The 16,482-nt window shown below is 63.2% G+C and carries 15 protein-coding genes; 8 read left to right on the top strand and 7 right to left on the bottom strand.

Going from position 1 to position 16,482, the window contains the following annotated elements; translation table 11 throughout:
- Positions 1-95 precede the first annotated feature (95 nt).
- Complete coding sequence (locus D1641_RS02200) at positions 96-290, bottom strand: hypothetical protein (RefSeq protein WP_160662764.1); 195 nt, start codon at positions 288-290, stop codon at positions 96-98.
- Between the two features lie 145 nt (positions 291-435).
- Between D1641_RS02200 and D1641_RS02195 the strand changes: the two genes are divergently transcribed.
- From D1641_RS02195 to D1641_RS02170, 6 genes are all read left to right on the top strand, one after another.
- Positions 436-1,713, top strand: coding sequence for a dihydroorotase (locus D1641_RS02195; RefSeq protein ID WP_160662763.1), 1,278 nt, complete (start codon positions 436-438; stop codon positions 1,711-1,713).
- A gap of 162 nt (positions 1,714-1,875) precedes the next feature.
- Positions 1,876-2,799, top strand: coding sequence for an orotidine-5'-phosphate decarboxylase (gene pyrF, locus D1641_RS02190; RefSeq protein ID WP_160662762.1), 924 nt, complete (start codon positions 1,876-1,878; stop codon positions 2,797-2,799).
- Between the two features lie 14 nt (positions 2,800-2,813).
- Positions 2,814-3,347 (top strand): hypothetical protein, encoded by a 534-nt coding sequence (locus tag D1641_RS02185; protein ID WP_160662761.1) that lies wholly within the window; start codon positions 2,814-2,816, stop codon positions 3,345-3,347.
- 106 nt (positions 3,348-3,453) lie between these two features.
- A complete protein-coding gene (locus D1641_RS02180) occupies positions 3,454-4,239 on the top strand; it encodes a dihydroorotate dehydrogenase electron transfer subunit (protein WP_160662760.1) in 786 nt (261 codons plus the stop codon).
- Entirely contained in the window at positions 4,232-5,152 is a 921-nt protein-coding gene (locus tag D1641_RS02175) for a dihydroorotate dehydrogenase (RefSeq protein ID WP_160662759.1), read from the top strand. Before D1641_RS02180 ends, D1641_RS02175 begins: the two co-directional genes overlap by 8 nt.
- Positions 5,153-5,258: 106 nt before the next feature.
- Positions 5,259-6,413 carry a bifunctional histidine phosphatase family protein/GNAT family N-acetyltransferase gene (locus D1641_RS02170; protein WP_160662758.1) on the top strand — a complete coding sequence of 385 codons (1,155 nt, stop codon included), beginning with the start codon at positions 5,259-5,261 and terminating at the stop codon, positions 6,411-6,413.
- 5 nt (positions 6,414-6,418) lie between these two features.
- Here the strand turns inward: D1641_RS02170 and D1641_RS02165 are convergent, their stop codons facing one another.
- Positions 6,419-6,682: a hypothetical protein gene (locus D1641_RS02165; protein ID WP_160662757.1), complete on the bottom strand. Its 264-nt coding sequence runs from the start codon at positions 6,680-6,682 to the stop codon at positions 6,419-6,421.
- An 86-nt stretch (positions 6,683-6,768) separates the two neighbouring features.
- On the opposite strand from D1641_RS02165, the gene D1641_RS02160 reads away from it, so the two are divergent.
- On the top strand, positions 6,769-6,987 hold the full coding sequence (locus tag D1641_RS02160) for a helix-turn-helix transcriptional regulator (RefSeq protein WP_160662756.1): 219 nt from the start codon (positions 6,769-6,771) through the stop codon (positions 6,985-6,987).
- A gap of 50 nt (positions 6,988-7,037) precedes the next feature.
- On the opposite strand, the gene recR is transcribed toward D1641_RS02160, so the two are convergent.
- The 3 genes from recR to ilvA form a co-directional block, all read right to left on the bottom strand.
- Positions 7,038-7,640 carry a recombination mediator RecR gene (gene recR, locus D1641_RS02155; RefSeq protein WP_160662755.1) on the bottom strand — a complete coding sequence of 201 codons (603 nt, stop codon included), beginning with the start codon at positions 7,638-7,640 and terminating at the stop codon, positions 7,038-7,040.
- 168 nt (positions 7,641-7,808) lie between these two features.
- Positions 7,809-8,453 (bottom strand): ribulose-phosphate 3-epimerase, encoded by a 645-nt coding sequence (gene rpe / locus D1641_RS02150; protein ID WP_160662754.1) that lies wholly within the window; start codon positions 8,451-8,453, stop codon positions 7,809-7,811.
- A gap of 294 nt (positions 8,454-8,747) precedes the next feature.
- Entirely contained in the window at positions 8,748-9,968 is a 1,221-nt protein-coding gene (gene ilvA, locus D1641_RS02145) for a threonine ammonia-lyase (protein WP_160662753.1), read from the bottom strand.
- 207 nt (positions 9,969-10,175) lie between these two features.
- Between ilvA and D1641_RS02140 the strand changes: the two genes are divergently transcribed.
- Entirely contained in the window at positions 10,176-11,555 is a 1,380-nt protein-coding gene (locus tag D1641_RS02140; protein WP_160662752.1) for an MATE family efflux transporter, read from the top strand.
- A gap of 67 nt (positions 11,556-11,622) precedes the next feature.
- Here the strand turns inward: D1641_RS02140 and thrS are convergent, their stop codons facing one another.
- Both thrS and clpB read right to left on the bottom strand, forming a co-directional pair.
- Complete coding sequence (gene thrS, locus D1641_RS02135) at positions 11,623-13,380, bottom strand: threonine--tRNA ligase (protein ID WP_160662751.1); 1,758 nt, start codon at positions 13,378-13,380, stop codon at positions 11,623-11,625.
- A 429-nt stretch (positions 13,381-13,809) separates the two neighbouring features.
- Positions 13,810-16,404 carry an ATP-dependent chaperone ClpB gene (clpB, locus tag D1641_RS02130; protein ID WP_160662750.1) on the bottom strand — a complete coding sequence of 865 codons (2,595 nt, stop codon included), beginning with the start codon at positions 16,402-16,404 and terminating at the stop codon, positions 13,810-13,812.
- Between the last annotated feature and the right edge of the window lie 78 nt (positions 16,405-16,482).

Raw genomic sequence — 16,482 nt, 5'->3', positions numbered from 1 at the left:
GTTTATATGTCATATTATATTCTGTATTGAGGAAAAATCAAGGGCAAACAGCCGGGACCGGGGCAGGCTGATAGCCGGCCCCGGTCCTGCTGCTGTCACATGTCCATGGCGTCGGCCAGGTGGTCGATGGCCTCGTTGACCCTACGGGCGGCCTTGTGGGCAGTCCGCTTCATATGCCGGGTGGACGAGGGCGTCATAACGGCGCTCATAGCCGCGCCGGCGGCCATGCCGGCCACCGCGCCCATGAGGAACACGCCGGTGCCATGACAGCTGTAAGAATTTCCGCACATAATATTTCCCTCCCTTTTCCGGAGGACATAGCAAGTCCTCCGCTGATGCTAGCATGTCCCGAAAATTTGAAAAACTCGTTGCTAAATCCTGCATCTTCCGCTATAATTTAATATCAGGTTATAATGTGCGAGCAGGAGGAAGCATATGAGACTTTTCATCAAAAACGGCCGGGTGGTCCACCCGGTGACAGGGACGGTTCTGCTCCAGGACATCCTTGTGGAGGACGGACGGATCAGTCTGATGGAACATGGGCTGGACTGCGAGGCCGACCGGGTCATCGACGCCTCCGGCTTCGTAGTGGCCCCCGGACTGGTTGACATGCATGTCCACCTCCGGGACCCTGGGTTCACCTATAAGGAGGATATCCTCACCGGCTGCGCCGCCGCCGCCCGGGGAGGGGTCACCTCCGTGGCCTGCATGGCCAACACCAGCCCGGCGGTGGACTGCCCGGAGCAGGTGGCCTATGTATACAGCCGGGCCAAGGAGGCAAACGGCGTTCAGGTCTATCCCATAGCCGCCCTGTCCAAGGGCCTGCGGGGGGAGGAGCCCACCGATATGGAGGCCCTGAAGCGGGCGGGGGCCATCGCCCTGTCCGACGACGGAAATAATGTGGACAACGCCAACCTGATGCGGGACACCCTGATCCAGGCCCGGCAGCTGGAGATCCCCGTGCTGTGCCACTGTGAGGACACCTCCATGGTGGCCGGCCGGGCGGTGAATGAGGGCAGCGTCTCCCGCCAGCTGTGGCTGGAGGGCCGGCCCGCCATCGCAGAGGAGATCATGGTCATGCGGGACGCCATGCTGGCCGAGGAGACGGGGGCCCGAGTCCACATCTGCCACGTGTCCACCGCCAAGAGCGTGGATATCATCCGCAAAATGAAGAAAAAGGGGGTCCCCATCAGCTGCGAGACCTGCCCCCAGTACTTCACCCTCACCGAGGACGAGGTGCTCCGGCTGGGCTCCCTGGCCCGGGTGAATCCCCCTCTGCGCACGAGGGCGGACGTCCAGGGCATCATCACCGGCCTGAGGGACGGCACCATCGACGTGATCGCCACCGACCACGCCCCCCACTCGGTGGAGGAGAAAACCAGGCCTCTCAGCCGGGCGCCCAGCGGCATGATCGGCCTGGAGACCAGCCTGGCCATCACCCTCACCCAGCTCTACCACACGGGGAAAATGGAGCTGCCCGCCATCATTAAGCGTATGTCCACCAACCCCGCCGACCTGCTCCGCCTGGCCCGGGGCCACATGTCCCTGGGGGCCACCGCCGACCTGGTCATCTTCGACCCAGACGAGGAGTGGACGGTGGACCCGCTGAAGTTCGCCTCCAAGGCCCGGAACACCCCCTTCGGCGGCTGGATCGTGAGGGGAAAGGTGAAGTACACCATCGCCAAGGGCGAGGTTATCTATCAGGACAGCTGAAAAAGCCTCCCTTCGTAAAGGGAGGGGGACCGCCGCCGAAGGCGGTGGTGGAGGGTTTTCCTAACACGGAGAGCTCTAAGCTTTCGAGGAAAACCCCCACCCGGCTTCGCCGGGAGCCCCCTTTGCGAAGGGGGCCTTTGAGGCAAGGAAAGGAGTTTTACCATGTCTTTCGACGTTTTACAGGATAAAATCAGGGCCATGAAGAACCCCACGGTGGCGGGGCTGGACGCCCGCATTGAGTACGTGCCCGAGCACATCCGCAGGGCCGCCTTCGAGGAGCACGGCGTGGGCCTGAAGGGGGCCGCCGAGGCAATTTGGCAGTTCAACGTGGGCCTTATCGACGCCCTGTGCGACATCGTCCCCGCCGTGAAGCCCCAGGCGGCCTACTATGAGAACCTGGGCTGGCAGGGGATGGAGGTGCTGGAGCGCACCATCCGCTATGCCAGGGAGAAGGGGCTGTTCGTCATCGCCGACATCAAGCGGGGGGACATCGGCTCCACCGCCGCCGCCTACGCCGAGGGCTGGCTGTCCGGGGCGAGGATCGAGGGGGAGACCTTCAAATCCTTCGACGCTGACTGCGTCACCCTCAACGGCTACATGGGCTCCGACTCCATCAAGCCCTTCCTGGAGGCGGCCAGGGCTGAGGACAAGTGTGTCTTTGTGCTGGTAAAGACCTCCAACCCGGGCTCCGGGGAGCTCCAGGATATTGTGGCCGGGGACCGGCAGGTATATGAGGTGATGGGCGACCTGAATGAGCGCATCGCCGCCGGCACCGAGGGCAAATACGGCTTTACCATGGCGGGTGCGGTCACCGGGGCCACCTACCCCTCCGACATCCGGGCCCTGCGCAAGCGGCTGGAGCACACCTTCTTCCTGGTGCCCGGCTACGGCGCCCAGGGGGGGACGGCGGAGGACGTGCAGTATGCCTTCGACAGGTACGGCCACGGGGCCATTGTCAACTCCTCCCGGGGCATCATGTGCGCCTGGCAGAAAACCGGGGGAGACGGCCACGACTTTAAAGAGGCCGCCCGGAACGCCGCCCTGAACATGCGGGACGATATCAGGCAGTTCGTCACCATCGTGTGACAGGGGAGACTTTTATGGCGGAAAATTGTATTTTCTGCGGCAAGGCCGTGACATTTTTCAGCGGGTGCACCCTGAGCTGCGGCGGGGTGGACCAGCCGGTGTGCAGCGAGTGCTCAGAGAAGTATATCAGAGAAACCAAGCTCCAGCGGGCCCGCCTGGCCCTGGAAACCGGCCGGGCCAGAGAGCCCGAGAAGCTGATGACCTATATCGGCCAGGAGGAGCGGCGGCAGCAGGAGCGGGAGGCGTGGCGGAAAAAAGCGTCCCGGTGCCCCGCCTGCGGCGGGGAGATGGAACTGAAGCTGGAGAATTTTTCCATCGGCGCCGACGGCGGAGGCGGCCTTATGACCCTGCTGGCCGACACCTATGAGGTGGACCTGTACGCCTGTCCCGTCTGCGGCAAGGTGGAGCTGTACACCGCCGGCTTCTTTCAGAAGAAGCGCCAGGAGGAGGACGGCGAGCCGGAGGAGCCGGAGCAGACCGAACCGAAGGGCGACAGCGTTTTCGGCTTCGGAAAGCGGAAGGACAAGCGCCCGCCTTGGGAGAAGTAAAAAGGAGGCTTCCCTACCTCCTCTGTCGGCTGTGCCGGCATCTCCCCTGACAGGGGGAGTCGGCCGCCTGCGGGGGCGGGACGAGAGATCAGAAAGCGGTGAAGTGATGAAGGTAGAGCGAAAATGCAAGATTGTGGAGATGGACCGGCTGGACGCGGTCACCTTCTGGATGGTACTGGAAGTCGGAAAGATGGTGGAACAGGACGGCCTGAGGGGCGGACAGTTCCTGCACATCAAATGCGGCGAAGGCCAGCTGCTCCGCCGCCCCATTTCGGTGGCCTACGCCGGGTGGGACGAGCCGGAGGACCTGGCTACCCTGATCTTCGAGGTCCGGGGAGAGGGCACGGAATGGCTGTCCCGGAGGAGGGTGGGGGACGAGCTGGATGTAATCGGTCCCCTGGGCAACGGCTTCAACATATCTCAGCCAGGACGCTATCTCCTGGTGGGGGGCGGCATCGGCATCCCGCCGCTGATGCAGTACGGGGAGTGTCTGGAGTGGCCCCGGACGGCGGTGCTGGGCTTCCGCACAAGGGACAAGGCCTTCCCTGTCATCACCAGCCGGTTCCAGGACCACTGTGAGCGGACCTGTATCTGCACCGACGACGGCACTCTGGGCCGCCACGGCTTTGTGGACGCCCAGGTCCGGGAGATACTGGAACAGGACAGCGGATATACCAACATTCTGGCCTGCGGGCCCAAGCCCATGCTCCGGAGCGTGGCGAAGGTGGCGAATGAGTTCGGCGTGCCCTGCCAGGTGTCCATGGAGGAGCGGATGGGCTGCGGCGTGGGGGCCTGCCTGGTGTGCGCCACCCCAATGAAGGACGGTACCGTCAGGCATGTGTGCAAGGACGGCCCGGTGTTCAACGCGGAGGAGGTGGACTGGGATGCCTGACGTGAATCTGTCGGTCAAGCTGGCCGGTGTGACGCTGAGAAACCCGGTGGTGGTGGCCTCGGGGACCTTCGGCTTCGGCCGGGAGTACAGCCGGTTCTATGACCTGTCCGAGCTGGGCGGTATCTGCGCCAAGGGCCTCACCCTCCACCCCCGGAACGGCAACCCCGCCCCCCGCATCGCTGAGACCCCTATGGGCATTCTCAACTCGGTGGGGCTGGAGAACCCCGGGGTGGACGCCTTTATCGCCGAAGAGCTGCCCTTCCTGCGGCAGTTTGACACGAAAGTCATCGCCAACATCTCCGGAAACACCCCGGAGGAGTACGGGGTCATGTGCGAGAAGCTCTCCGCCGCCGGGGTGGACATGATCGAGGTGAATATCTCCTGCCCCAACGTGAAGGCGGGGGGGCTGGCCTACGGCACCCGGCCTGAGCTGGCCGCCGAGGTGACGGAGGAGGCAAAAAAGCACGCAAACGGCGTGCCGGTGATGGTGAAGATGTCCCCCAATGTGACGGATATCACGGAGATTGCCAAAGCCGTGGAGGGGGCCGGGGCGGACGCCCTGTCCCTCATCAACACCATCCGGGGAATGCGCATCGACGTGAACACCCGCCGGCCTGTCCTGAAAATGAACACCGGCGGCCTGTCCGGCCCCGCCGTGCTGCCGGTGGCGGTGCGGATGGTGTGGGAGGTCTCTCAGGCGGCCGCTCTGCCCATTCTGGGCATGGGAGGGGTGTCCAAGGGGGAGGACGCCGCCCAGCTGATGCTGGCCGGGGCGTCCGCCGTGGCGGTGGGCACCGCCCTCTTCGCCGACCCCTTCGCCCCGCTGACAGTCCGGGACGGCCTGGCGGCCATCGCCGCAAAGCAGGGGCTGTCCGCCGTCTCCCAGCTCACCGGAGGGGTGCAGGCGTGGTAAGGGCCCTTGTAGGGGCCGCCCCCCTGGGCGGCCCGCTATTACGGCATGAGACAATGGGCCGCCGAAGGCGGCGGCCCCTACATACGATTTAAAGGATTTGATACCCATGACAACCATCTATCTTGTCCGCCACGCTGAGGCGGAGGGCAACCTGTACCGCCGGATTCACGGCTGGTATGACTCCCTGATTACGGAGAACGGCTTTGCCCAGATCAAGGCCCTGGAGGAGCGATTCCGGGATATTCCGGTGGACGCGGTGTGGTCCAGCGACCTGTACCGCACTAAAACCACCGCCCGGGCGATCTATGTGCCCAAGGGGCTGGAGCTTCACACCGACCCCGGCCTGCGGGAGATTAACCTGGGGGAATGGGAGGACGTGACCTGGGGCCAGGCCCGCCACGATTTTCTGGAGGAGCTGACCCGCTTCGACACCGACGACCCCACCTGGCAGGCCCCCAACGGGGAGAACTTCCACCAGCTGGGGGACCGGCTTGTGGAGACGGTGCTGCGCATCGCGGACATGTACCCCGGTCAGACGGTGGCCATGTTCAGCCATGGCATGGCAATCCGGCAGCTGCTCTCCCGGGTGAGGGAGCTGCCCGAGGCGGAGTGGCCCACCGTCCCCCACGGGGACAACACGGCGGTGAGTAAGCTGTTCTGCGACGGGGGAAAGCTGTCCATCGAGTATGAGCTGGATAACTCACACCTGCCTGAGTCCATCTCCACCCACGCCCGGCAGAGCTGGTGGCGGAAGGACGGAAAGAAAAAACCGGACATCAATCTCCGATACCGGCCCGTGGACTGGGAGCGGGAGAAGGACCTCTACCTGGAGGCCCGGCGGGACGCCTGGACCTGTACCCACGGTAAGGACGTCCCCTTCGACGGGGACGACTTTCTCCGGGACGCGGAGTCCTGCCTGGCCCGGACCCCCTGGGGGGTGACTCTGGCCCTGACGGGGGACAGTCTGGCCGGGGTGCTCCAGTTGGACACGGCGCGCGGTCAGGAGGACGGCGCGGGCTATATTCCCTTCTGCTACATAACCCCCCAGCGCCGGGGCCAGGGGCTGGGCGTCCAGCTCATCGGACAGGCCGTGTCGGTGTTCCGGCCTATGGGGCGGGACAGGCTCCGCCTGCGCTGCGCCCCCTATAACCAGCGGGCCCAGCAGTTTTATCGGAAGTACGGCTTTTACAAGGTGGGGGAGGAGGCCAACAGCCGGGTCCCCCTGGACATTCTGGAGAAGTACATCGGGTATGAGCGGTGAGGGCGCTACACCCCCAGCGCCTTTGTGATGTCCTCCCGCAGGCCCAGACCCAGGGAGTAATAGGCCTGGACCTCATAATTGGTGTAGCGGATCAGCTGGGTAAAGTATTTATCATAGAGGTCACGGCCAGCGGCCTCCCGGAGCTGCTCTGACAGAGCGTCGTAGGCTTGCTGAACCTCAAAAAATCCGGGCATGGTCTCGCGCAGTCTGGCCGCCTGTTCGAGGATTTCTTCGTTTTCCCAGAATAATTTCGCAAATAATTCTTGCATTTTTAACGCACCTCAATTACTATCGAATTGTAGGTATAATTATACTCGATTCGACGGTAAAAGTCAAGCTGTTTGGAGGAAAAAATATGGCGGAATTAAGTGAGCGTTTAAAGATGCTCCGAAAAGAGCGGAGGCTGAAGCAACGGGAAATGGCGGAGCAGTTTGGTTTAGCGCTCAATTCTTATCAGGCCTATGAATATGCCACCAGAACCCCTGACCTTCGAGGTCTCATTGCCCTTGCCGATTTCTTCGATGTCAGCCTGGACTATCTGGTGGGCCGCTCCGATGAGCGGGAGCGGCGTTAAGCGCGGAGAATGAAACAGGACCGCCCGTGACGGGCGGTCCTGTTTCCTCTTTAAATCTCCTGTCGGCCCTCCAGAGCCCGGACCAGGGTGGCGTCGTCGGCGTACTCCAGGTGGCTGCCCACGGGGATGCCGTAGGCCAGCCGGGTGACCTTCACCTGAAAGGGCTTTAACAGCCGGGAGAGATACATGGCTGTGGCCTCCCCCTCGGTGTCTGGGTTGGTGGCCATGATGACCTCCTCAATCCCGCCGGCGGCCACCCGCTCCACCAGGGAGCGGATGTGCAGGTCGTCGGGTCCCACGTGGTTCATGGGGGAGAGGACCCCGTGGAGGACGTGGTACTGTCCTGCGTACTCCCGGCTGCGCTCCATGGCTACCACATCCTTGGGGTCGGCCACCACACAGACGGTGGCCTGGTCCCGCTTGGCACTGGCGCAGATGGCGCAGGGCCCCTCCCCCTCAGTCAGGTTCTGGCAGACGGGGCAGCAGTGGATGTGGGCCTTGGCGTTTACAATGGCCTGGGCGAAGGCGGCGGCCTCCTCCTCGGGCAGGGACAGCACGTGGAAGGCCAGCCGCTGGGCGGATTTCATGCCCACCCCGGGCAGCTTGGCGAAGTGCTCCACCAGATTTTCAAGGGCAGGGGGGAAGTACTGCATGGCAGGGAACCTCCAATAGGGATTGTAGGAGCGTATAATGTGCGCTCCCAAAGCCTCCCTTCGAAAAGGGAGGTGGCATTTGCGAAGCAAATGACGGAGGGTTTTCTTTGACTGGTTTGGGAAAACCCCCACCCGGCTCCGCCGGGAGCCCCCTTACAAAGGGGGCCTTTATCCTCTCAGTGCCTGAATGGCTCCGGGGATATCGGCCGCGCCGTAGACGGAGGAGCCGGCCACCAGCACATTGGCCCCGGCCTCGACGACCAGAGGGGCGGTCTTGGGGGCGATGCCGCCGTCCACCTCCAGCTCACAGGCGGGGTTGTACTGCTGGATGATGGCCCGGACCTTACGGATGGTCTCCAGCTGGGGCTCCATAAAGGCCTGACCGCCGAAGCCGGGCTCCACCGTCATCACCAGCACCAGGTCCAGGTTCTCAATATAGGGCAAGATGGCCTCCGCCTTGGTGATGGGCCGGAGGGCCACGGCCTTTTTCACGCCGCACTCCCCCATAAGCCTCAGAGCCTCGGCGATGCGGGTGGGGTGGTCGGCCTCCAGGTGGACGGACAGCAGGTCGGCCCCCGCCTTGGCAAAGGCCTCGATATACCGCACCGGCTTTTCGATCATCAGGTGGACATCCAGGAACATATCGGTGCACTTCCGGATGGAGTTGACCACCGGCACGCCGATGGTGATGTTGGGCACAAAGGCGCCGTCCATCACATCCACATGGAGGTAGTCGGCGGAGGACACCGCTTGGATGTCCCGCTCCAGGTTGGCGAAGTCGGCGGACAGGATCGAGGGTGCGATTTTAATCATGACAAGCTCCTCCTTTACAATTTGGACAGGCGCTGGGGACAGGCGGGGCGCATAGGATAGCTCAGCGGAGAGAGGCCCCGGGCGCGGGCGGACTGCTCCAGGCCGGACCCACAGCCCAAACCCCGTCCTCACCCGCCCGGGAGGCCCGCCGCTTTCAGATAGCCGCCCGCCGGGGGTGAAATCCCCCGGCGGGCGGCAGAGGACAACATATTCTGTAGGGGCGGGTATTACCCGCCCGTTTTATCGCAGAGCGCTGCATAACCGTAGGGGCGGATGATATCCGCCCCTACAGGCTTAATTGTAGAAGTCCCCGGTGTCCGCCTCCACGGCGTGAAAGCCCTCCTCCCGAAGAGCGGAGAGAATCTGGGCCTTGTGGTCCAGACCGAAGGCCTCCAGGGTGACCCGCAGTTCCACGCCCGACTGGCGGTTGATGTTGACAAACTGGTTGTGCTCCAGCTTGATGACGTTGCCGTTGTTGGCGGCCAGAATCCGGGACACCGCCAGCAGGGAACCGGGGCGGTCTGGGAGCTGGACGGCGAAGGTAAAGATGCGCCCCCGCTGAATCAGGCCGTGCTGAACCAGGGAGGACATGGTAATCACGTCCATGTTGCCCCCGGACAGCACGGACACCACGTTTTTGCCCTCATAGCCCAGGTGGCGCAGGGCGGCCACGGGGAGCAGGCCGGCGTTCTCCACCACCATCTTGTGCCGCTCCATGATATCCAGGAAGGCGTCCACCAGTTCACTGTCGTCAATGGTGATGATCCGGTCCACATTCTTCTGTACATAGGGGAAAACCAGGTCGCCGGGGGTCTTTACCGCCACACCGTCGGCGATGGTAGAGGCGGTGGGGAGGGTGACCACATGGCCGGCCTCCAGGCTGGCCTTCATGGAGGCCGCCCCGGTGGGCTCCACCCCGATGATTTCCACGTGGGGGTTGAGCAGCTTGGCCAGGGTGGACACCCCGGCGGCCAGCCCGCCCCCGCCGATGGGCACCAGGATGGCGTCCACATCGGGCAGGTCCTGGAAAATCTCATAGGCGATGGTGCCCTGGCCGGTAGCCAGGGTCAAATCGTTGAAGGGGTGGACATAGGTCAGCCACTCCTCTTCCGCCATTTTGGCGGCCAGCTCGGCGGCGTCGTCAAAGACCTCGCCGTGGAGGATTACCCTGGCCCCGTAGTCCTTGGTATTGTTCACCTTCACCAGGGGGGTGGTGGTGGGCATGACGATGGTGGCCTCCACCATGGCGGCCTGGGCGGCGTAGGCCAAGCCCTGGGCGTGGTTGCCGGCGGAGGCCGTCACTAATCCCCGGTCCTTCTCCTCCGAGTTCAGGGTGCTGATCTTATAGTATGCCCCCCGGAGCTTGTAGGCCCCGGTGGCCTGCATGTTTTCCGGCTTCAGATAGACGGAGTTTCCGCAGTTTTTGGACAGGTAGGGGGAGTAAATCAGCGGCGTGGGCCGCAGAACGCCCTGGAGCACGCTGCGGGCGGCCTTAAAGGATTCCAATGTCAGCATAACGAACGTCTCCTTACGATGAAAGCATCAAACTGTTTTTTATCATACTCAATTCAAGACTATAAGTCAATGCAAACCGTCAAAATCTGTGAAAAGTGCCATTGACATAAAAAATTGCTTCCTCTATAATAGGCTTCTGAACGAAAAAGAGAGAAAAATTGCGTATTCCCTCCATTGGGCGGCAATTTTTGTGGAGGAGAAATTTTTATGGCTCAACCCGCAAATGAAAACAAGATGGGCGTCATGCCCGAGAACAAGCTGCTGCTGAACATGGCCCTGCCCATGATCGCATCCATGCTGATTCAGGCCTGCTATAATATAGTGGACAGCTACTTTGTATCCAAGCTGAGTCAGGACGCGCTGAACGCGGTGGGGCTGGCCTTTCCGGTGCAGAACCTGATGATCGCCGTGGCGGTGGGCACCGGGGTGGGCATCAACGCCCTGCTGTCCCGCAGCCTGGGCCAGAAGGACTATGCCCGGGCCAACCGCACCGCCATGAACGGCGTGCTGCTGGAGGTGGTGAGCGGCCTGGTGTTCACCCTCCTGGGCCTGACCTGCGCCCGGCTGTTCTACACCATCCAGACCGACATCCCCGGCATTATTTCCTACGGCACCGACTACCTGACCATTGTGGCCGGGTGCAGCATGGGCATCTTCGTCTCGGTGGCTGCCGAGCGGCTGGTCCAGGCCACCGGGCGGACGGTGTATGCCATGGTCATCCAGGGGACAGGCTCTGTCATCAACCTGATTCTGGACCCCATCCTGATTTTCGGGCTCTTTGGCTTCCCCCGGCTGGAGGTGGCAGGGGCGGCTGTGGCTACGGTGGCCGGGCAGATCGTCGGCGGTCTGGTGGGCCTCTACCTGTCCCTCACCCACAATCCGGAGATTCAGATGTCCTGGAGGGGCCTGCGGCCCAGCAAGGAGATTATCGGCGGTATCTACAGCGTGGGCCTGCCTTCCATCATCATGCAGTCCATCGGCTCGGTGATGGTCTTTGGCATGAACCAGATTCTCATCGCGTTTACCGCCACCGCCACGGCGGTGTTCAGCATCTACTTTAAGCTCCAGTCCTTCATCTTCATGCCTGTCTTTGGCCTGAACAACGGCATGGTGCCCATCGTGGCCTATAACTACGGTGCCCGGAAGCCGGAGCGGATTATCAAGACCGTCAAGCTGGCTATCGCCTACGCCGTGGGCATTATGGCGGTGGGCTTCGTCCTGTTCCAGCTGTTCCCGGACCTGTTCCTCAGCCTCTTCGAGGCGGAGGGGGAGGACGCCGGCGACCTGCTGACCATCGGGGTGCCCGCCCTGCGCATCATCTCCACAAGCTTCCTGCTGGCCGGGTTCTGTATTGTCAGCGGCTCGGTGTTCCAGGCCCTGGGCCACGGGGTGCTGTCCCTGTGGGTGTCTGTGGTGCGCCAGCTGGTGGTTCTTCTGCCTGTGGCCTTCCTGCTGTCCCGGCTGGGCGGCCTGAGCTATGTGTGGTGGTCCTACCCCTTCGCGGAGCTGTTCTCCACCGCCCTCACGGCCCTGTTTCTTCGCTGGATTTACAAAAAAGAGGTCGCCCCCATGCGGGAGACGAAATAACGGCGGCAGCCCCCAGGTCCGGACCTGGGGGCTGTCTTTTTGGGGGCCTCCCGGCGGAGGGCCCTGTTTATTTGATAGCCATGGTTTTCACTTCGTCCCCCAGAAGGGCGGCGAAGTCCTCCAGGGACATGGCCCCCAGGTCCTCGCCGGAGCGGCGGCGGACAGAGACGGTGCCGTTCTCCATATCCCGGTCGCCCACCACCAGCATGAAGGGGACCTTCTCCAGGGTGGCCTCCCGGATTTTCTTGCCGATCTTCTCGTTGCGGCCGTCCACCTCCACCCGGAAGCCCTGACCGTCCAGCTGGGCGGAAATCTTCCCGGCGTACTCCTCCGCCCGGTCGGTGACGGGGAGGACCTTCACCTGGACGGGGGCCAGCCAGGCGGGGAAGGCCCCGGCAAAGTGCTCGGTGATGACTCCGATGAACCGCTCGATGGAGCCCAGAACCACCCGGTGGATCATGACGGGGCGGTGCTTCTCCCCGTCCTCGCCGGTGTACTCCAGCTCGAACCGCTCAGGCATCTGGCTGTCCAGCTGGATGGTGCCGCACTGCCAGGTCCGGCCCAGAGAGTCGGCCAGGTGGAAGTCCAGCTTGGGGCCGTAGAAGGCGCCGTCTCCCTCGTTGACCTCAAACTCCTTGCCCATGGCGGTGATGGCGGCCTTGAGGATGTCCTGGTTCCGCTCCCACTCCTCCACGGTGCCGATGTGGTCCTCGGGCATGGTGGAAAGCTCGATGGTGTAGCTCAGACCGAAGACGGAGTAGACCTCGTCAAAGAGCCGGACCGTCTCCTGGATCACGTCCTGCATCTGCTCCCGGGTCATGAACACGTGGGCGTCGTCCTGGTTGAAGCAGCGCACCCGGAACAGGCCGTGGAGGGCTCCGGACAGCTCATGCCGGTGGACCAGGCCGATCTCCCCCACCCGGAGGGGCAGCTCCCGGTAGGAGTGGGGCTCGCTGGCGTACACCAGCATGCCACCGGGACAGTTCATGGGTTTTACCGCGAAGTCCACGTCGTCGATGACGGTGGTATACATGTTGTTCTTGTAGTGGTCCCAGTGCCCCGACCGCTCCCACAGCTGGCGGTTGAGCATGATGGGGGTGGAGATCTCCACGTAGCCGTACTTCTTGTGGACCTTTCGCCAGTAGTCCAGCAGGGTGTTTTTCAGGGTCATGCCCTTGGGCAGGAAGAAGGGGAAGCCGGGGCCCTCGTCCCGGAGCATGAACAGGCCCAGCTCCTTCCCCAGCCGGCGGTGGTCCCGCTTCTTGGCCTCCTCGATTTTAGTCAGATACTCGTCCAGCTCGTCCTTCTTGGGGAAGGCGATGCCATAGATGCGCTGGAGGGTCTCACGGCTGCTGTCCCCCCGCCAGTAGGCGGCGTTGCAGGCGGTGAGCTTCAGGGCGTTGCCCTTGATCCGCCCGGTGGAGTCCAGGTGGGGGCCGGCGCACAGGTCGGTGAACTCCCCCTGCTTGTAGAAGGAGATGGTCTCCCCCTCGGGCAGGTCGTTGATGAGCTCCACCTTGAAGGGCTCCCCCTTCTCCTCCATGAGGGCCAGAGCCTCCGCCCGGGGCAGCTCAAACCGCTCCAGGCGCAGTTTCTCCTTGCAGATCTTCCGCATCTCCGCCTCGATCTGCTCCAGGTGCTCGGGGGTGAAGGCGAAGGGGGCGTCCATGTCGTAGTACCAGCCCTCGTCGATGGAGGGGCCGATGGCCAGGCGCACCTCGGGCCACAGGCGCTTGACAGCCTGGGCCATCACATGGGAGCAGGTGTGCCAGTAGGTCTTGCGGTAGGTCTCGTTTTCAAAGGTGTACAGATTTTCTTCAGACATTGTGATTACCTCCCTGTGTTGTCCATGCGGTCTGTAGGGCGGGACGACTCGGCCCGCCGCCCATAGGGCTCCTCGCTGACGGCGCGCCGGGGTCGTCGCGCCCTACATAAATCGCATTGATCGGATGTTCGGGGCAAAACAAAAACGCCTCACCCCTGTTGATTCCAGGGGTGAGGCGTGCGATACGTCCCACGGTTCCACCCTAGTTCGCCCTGCGGCGCACTTGTGTCCTTCTATAACGGGAAGGTCCCGGCCCGGTCCTCCCGGGCGGCTCAGGAGTGGTACGGCCGCCGTGCTCCGTAAGGCCCTTTCAGCGGTGCGGGCCTCTCTCTGAACGGTACGGACGCGGTTTCTTCTCCCTCTCAGCCATTTTATCGGTGACATCATATCATCCGGCGGGGCAAATGTCAAGCGGGAAACATGGCCTTTTTACAGCACGGTCAGTTGCCCGTTCTCCACATCCACCATAAGGCCGGCGCCGGGCTCCACCTGGTCGGCGATGATCTTCCGTCCGATGAGGGTCTCCACCGTGTGCTGGAGATACCGGCGCAGGGGCCGGGCCCCGTAGATGGGGTCGTAGGCCGCGTCGATGATCTCCGACTTGGCGGCGGGGGTGAGGGTCACGGCCAGCTGCTTATCCGCCAGCCGCCGGTTCAGATCAGCCACCAGCAAATCGACGATGTGGGTGATGTTCTCCTTGGTCAGGGGCTTGTAAAAGACGATCTCGTCCAGCCGGTTGAGGAACTCCGGGCGGAAGGACCGCTTGAGCAGCTCGCTCACCTGGTCCCGGGCGGTCCGGCTGATTTCGCCGTCCTCAGTGATGCCGTCCAGAAGGGCCTGGCTGCCCAGGTTGGAGGTCAGGATGAGGATGGTGTTCTTGAAGTCCACCGTCCGCCCCTGGCTGTCGGTGATCCGGCCGTCGTCCAGCACCTGGAGCAGCACGTTGAACACGTCCGGGTGGGCCTTCTCCACCTCGTCGAAGAGGACCACGCTGTAGGGTTTTCTCCTGACTGCTTCGGTGAGCTGGCCGCCCTCCTCATAACCCACGTACCCCGGAGGGGCCCCGATGAGCCGGGAGACGGAGAATTTTTCCATATACTCGGACATGTCGATGCGGACCAGGTTCTTCTCGCTGTCGAAGAGGGCCTCGGCCAGGGTTTTTGCCAGCTCGGTCTTGCCTACGCCGGTGGGCCCCAGGAAGAGGAAGGAGCCGATGGGCTTATCCGGGTCGGCGATGCCCGCCCGGGAGCGGAGGATGGCCTCGCTCACCAGCCGCACGGCCTCGTCCTGTCCCACCACCCGCCGGTGGAGGATATCCTCCAGGTGGAGCAGCTTCTCCCGCTCCCCCTCCATCAGACGGGATACCGGAATGCCGGTCCACCGCTGGATGATCCGGGCGATCTCCTCCTCGGTCACCTTGTCCCGGAGGAGGGAGCGGGCCTTGCCCTCGTTGGCGACCGACTCCTCCGCCTCCAGCGCACGGCGCAGCTCGGGGATGCGGCCATATTGCAACTCCGCGGCCTTCTCCAGGTCGTACTCCCGCTGGGCCTTTTCCAGCTCGGCGTTGGCCCCCTCCAGGTCCTCCCGCAGCTTCTGGACCTTGCCGATGGCCCCCTTCTCGTTGTCCCACTGGGCTTTCTTGGCGTTGAAGTCGTCCCGCATGTCGGACAGCTCCTTCTGGATTTCCGCCAGATGCTCCTGGGACAGCTTGTCGGTCTCCTTTTTCAGGGCGGCCTCCTCAATCTCGTGCTGGATAATCTTCCGCCGGATCACATCCAGCTCGGTGGGCATGGAGTCCATCTCGGTGCGGATCATGGCGCAGGCCTCGTCCACCAGGTCGATGGCCTTGTCGGGGAGGAAGCGGTCGGAGATATAGCGGTTGGACAGGGTGGCGGCGGCGATGATGGCCCCGTCGGTGATTTTTACCCCGTGGAAGACCTCATACCGCTCCTTCAGGCCCCGCAGGATGGCGATGGCGTCCTCCACACTGGGCTCGTTCACCATGACGGGCTGGAACCGGCGCTCCAGGGCGGCGTCTTTTTCGATATACTGCCGGTACTCGTTGAGGGTGGTGGCCCCGATGCAGTGCAGCTCCCCCCGGGCCAGCAGGGGTTTTAACAGGTTGCCCGCATCCATAGAGCCCTCGGTCTTGCCGGCGCCCACAATGGTGTGCAGCTCGTCGATGAAGAGGATAATCCGCCCCTCCGACTTCTTCACCTCGTTAAGGACGGCCTTCAGCCGCTCCTCAAACTCCCCCCGGTACTTGGCCCCCGCGATAAGGGCCCCCATGTCCAGGGAGAAGACGGTCTTCTCCCTCAGGGAGGCGGGCACGTCCCCCTTGACAATCCGCTGAGCCAGCCCCTCGGCGATGGCGGTTTTGCCCACACCGGGCTCGCCGATGAGGACAGGGTTGTTTTTGGTCTTGCGGGACAGGATGCGGATCACATTCCGAATTTCGTCGTCCCGGCCGATCACCGGGTCCAGCTTGTTCTGCCGGGCCCGCTCCACCAGGTCGGAGCCGTACTTTTTCAGGGCGTTGTAGGTCTCCTCCGGGTTGTCGGAGGTGACCCGCTGGCTCCCCCGCACCTGGGCCAGGGCCTGCATGACAGCCTCCTTTTCCAGGCGGTAGGTGCGGAAGAGCTCCTTCAAGGCGGTATTGGGGTGGGCCAGGAGCCCTAAGAGGATGTGCTCCACCGAGATGTACTCGTCCCTCATGGCCTGGGCCTCCTGCCCGGCCCCCTGGAGGGCCCGGTCCACGTCCTGGGAGACGTACACCTTGCCGCTCTCCCGCCCGGAACCGGACACCTTGGGCAGCTTGTCCACCTCCGCCCCCACCGCCGCCTCAAAGCTGGGGACGGTCATGCCCATGGCGGTGAGCAGCTGGGGGATAAAGCCCTCCCCGTCCCCCACCAGGGCCAGCAGCAGGTGGGGCTGCTCGATCTGCTGATTGCCGTGCTCCAGGGCGATGTCCTGGGCCCCCTGAATGGCGGCCAGGGATTTTTGGGTAAACTGATTCATGTTCATAAAAACACTCCTTTCATGGAACGGTTTGCGGTATGGTTGTAGTATAGGCCGGCCCGCCGGATATTTCATGAACAGAGT

Origin of the sequence: Colidextribacter sp. OB.20 (assembly GCF_009911595.1) — a bacterium.
In the GTDB taxonomy this organism is placed as follows: domain Bacteria; phylum Bacillota; class Clostridia; order Oscillospirales; family Oscillospiraceae; genus Lawsonibacter.
The sequence above is the reverse complement of the archived record's forward strand: the minus strand, read 5'-3'. Positions and strand labels throughout refer to the sequence as shown.

Excerpts from the sequence above, each read along its gene's own strand:
- D1641_RS02200 (WP_160662764.1), bottom strand. The coding sequence starts at position 290 with ATGTGCGGAAATTCTTACAGCTGTCATGGCACCGGCGTGTTCCTCATG.
- D1641_RS02195 (WP_160662763.1), top strand. The coding sequence starts at position 436 with ATGAGACTTTTCATCAAAAACGGCCGGGTGGTCCACCCGGTGACAGGG.
- pyrF (WP_160662762.1), top strand. The coding sequence starts at position 1,876 with ATGTCTTTCGACGTTTTACAGGATAAAATCAGGGCCATGAAGAACCCC.
- D1641_RS02185 (WP_160662761.1), top strand. The coding sequence starts at position 2,814 with ATGGCGGAAAATTGTATTTTCTGCGGCAAGGCCGTGACATTTTTCAGC.
- D1641_RS02180 (WP_160662760.1), top strand. The coding sequence starts at position 3,454 with ATGAAGGTAGAGCGAAAATGCAAGATTGTGGAGATGGACCGGCTGGAC.
- D1641_RS02175 (WP_160662759.1), top strand. The coding sequence starts at position 4,232 with ATGCCTGACGTGAATCTGTCGGTCAAGCTGGCCGGTGTGACGCTGAGA.
- D1641_RS02170 (WP_160662758.1), top strand. The coding sequence starts at position 5,259 with ATGACAACCATCTATCTTGTCCGCCACGCTGAGGCGGAGGGCAACCTG.
- D1641_RS02165 (WP_160662757.1), bottom strand. The coding sequence starts at position 6,682 with ATGCAAGAATTATTTGCGAAATTATTCTGGGAAAACGAAGAAATCCTC.
- D1641_RS02160 (WP_160662756.1), top strand. The coding sequence starts at position 6,769 with ATGGCGGAATTAAGTGAGCGTTTAAAGATGCTCCGAAAAGAGCGGAGG.
- recR (WP_160662755.1), bottom strand. The coding sequence starts at position 7,640 with ATGCAGTACTTCCCCCCTGCCCTTGAAAATCTGGTGGAGCACTTCGCC.
- rpe (WP_160662754.1), bottom strand. The coding sequence starts at position 8,453 with ATGATTAAAATCGCACCCTCGATCCTGTCCGCCGACTTCGCCAACCTG.
- ilvA (WP_160662753.1), bottom strand. The coding sequence starts at position 9,968 with ATGCTGACATTGGAATCCTTTAAGGCCGCCCGCAGCGTGCTCCAGGGC.
- D1641_RS02140 (WP_160662752.1), top strand. The coding sequence starts at position 10,176 with ATGGCTCAACCCGCAAATGAAAACAAGATGGGCGTCATGCCCGAGAAC.
- thrS (WP_160662751.1), bottom strand. The coding sequence starts at position 13,380 with ATGTCTGAAGAAAATCTGTACACCTTTGAAAACGAGACCTACCGCAAG.
- clpB (WP_160662750.1), bottom strand. The coding sequence starts at position 16,404 with ATGAACATGAATCAGTTTACCCAAAAATCCCTGGCCGCCATTCAGGGG.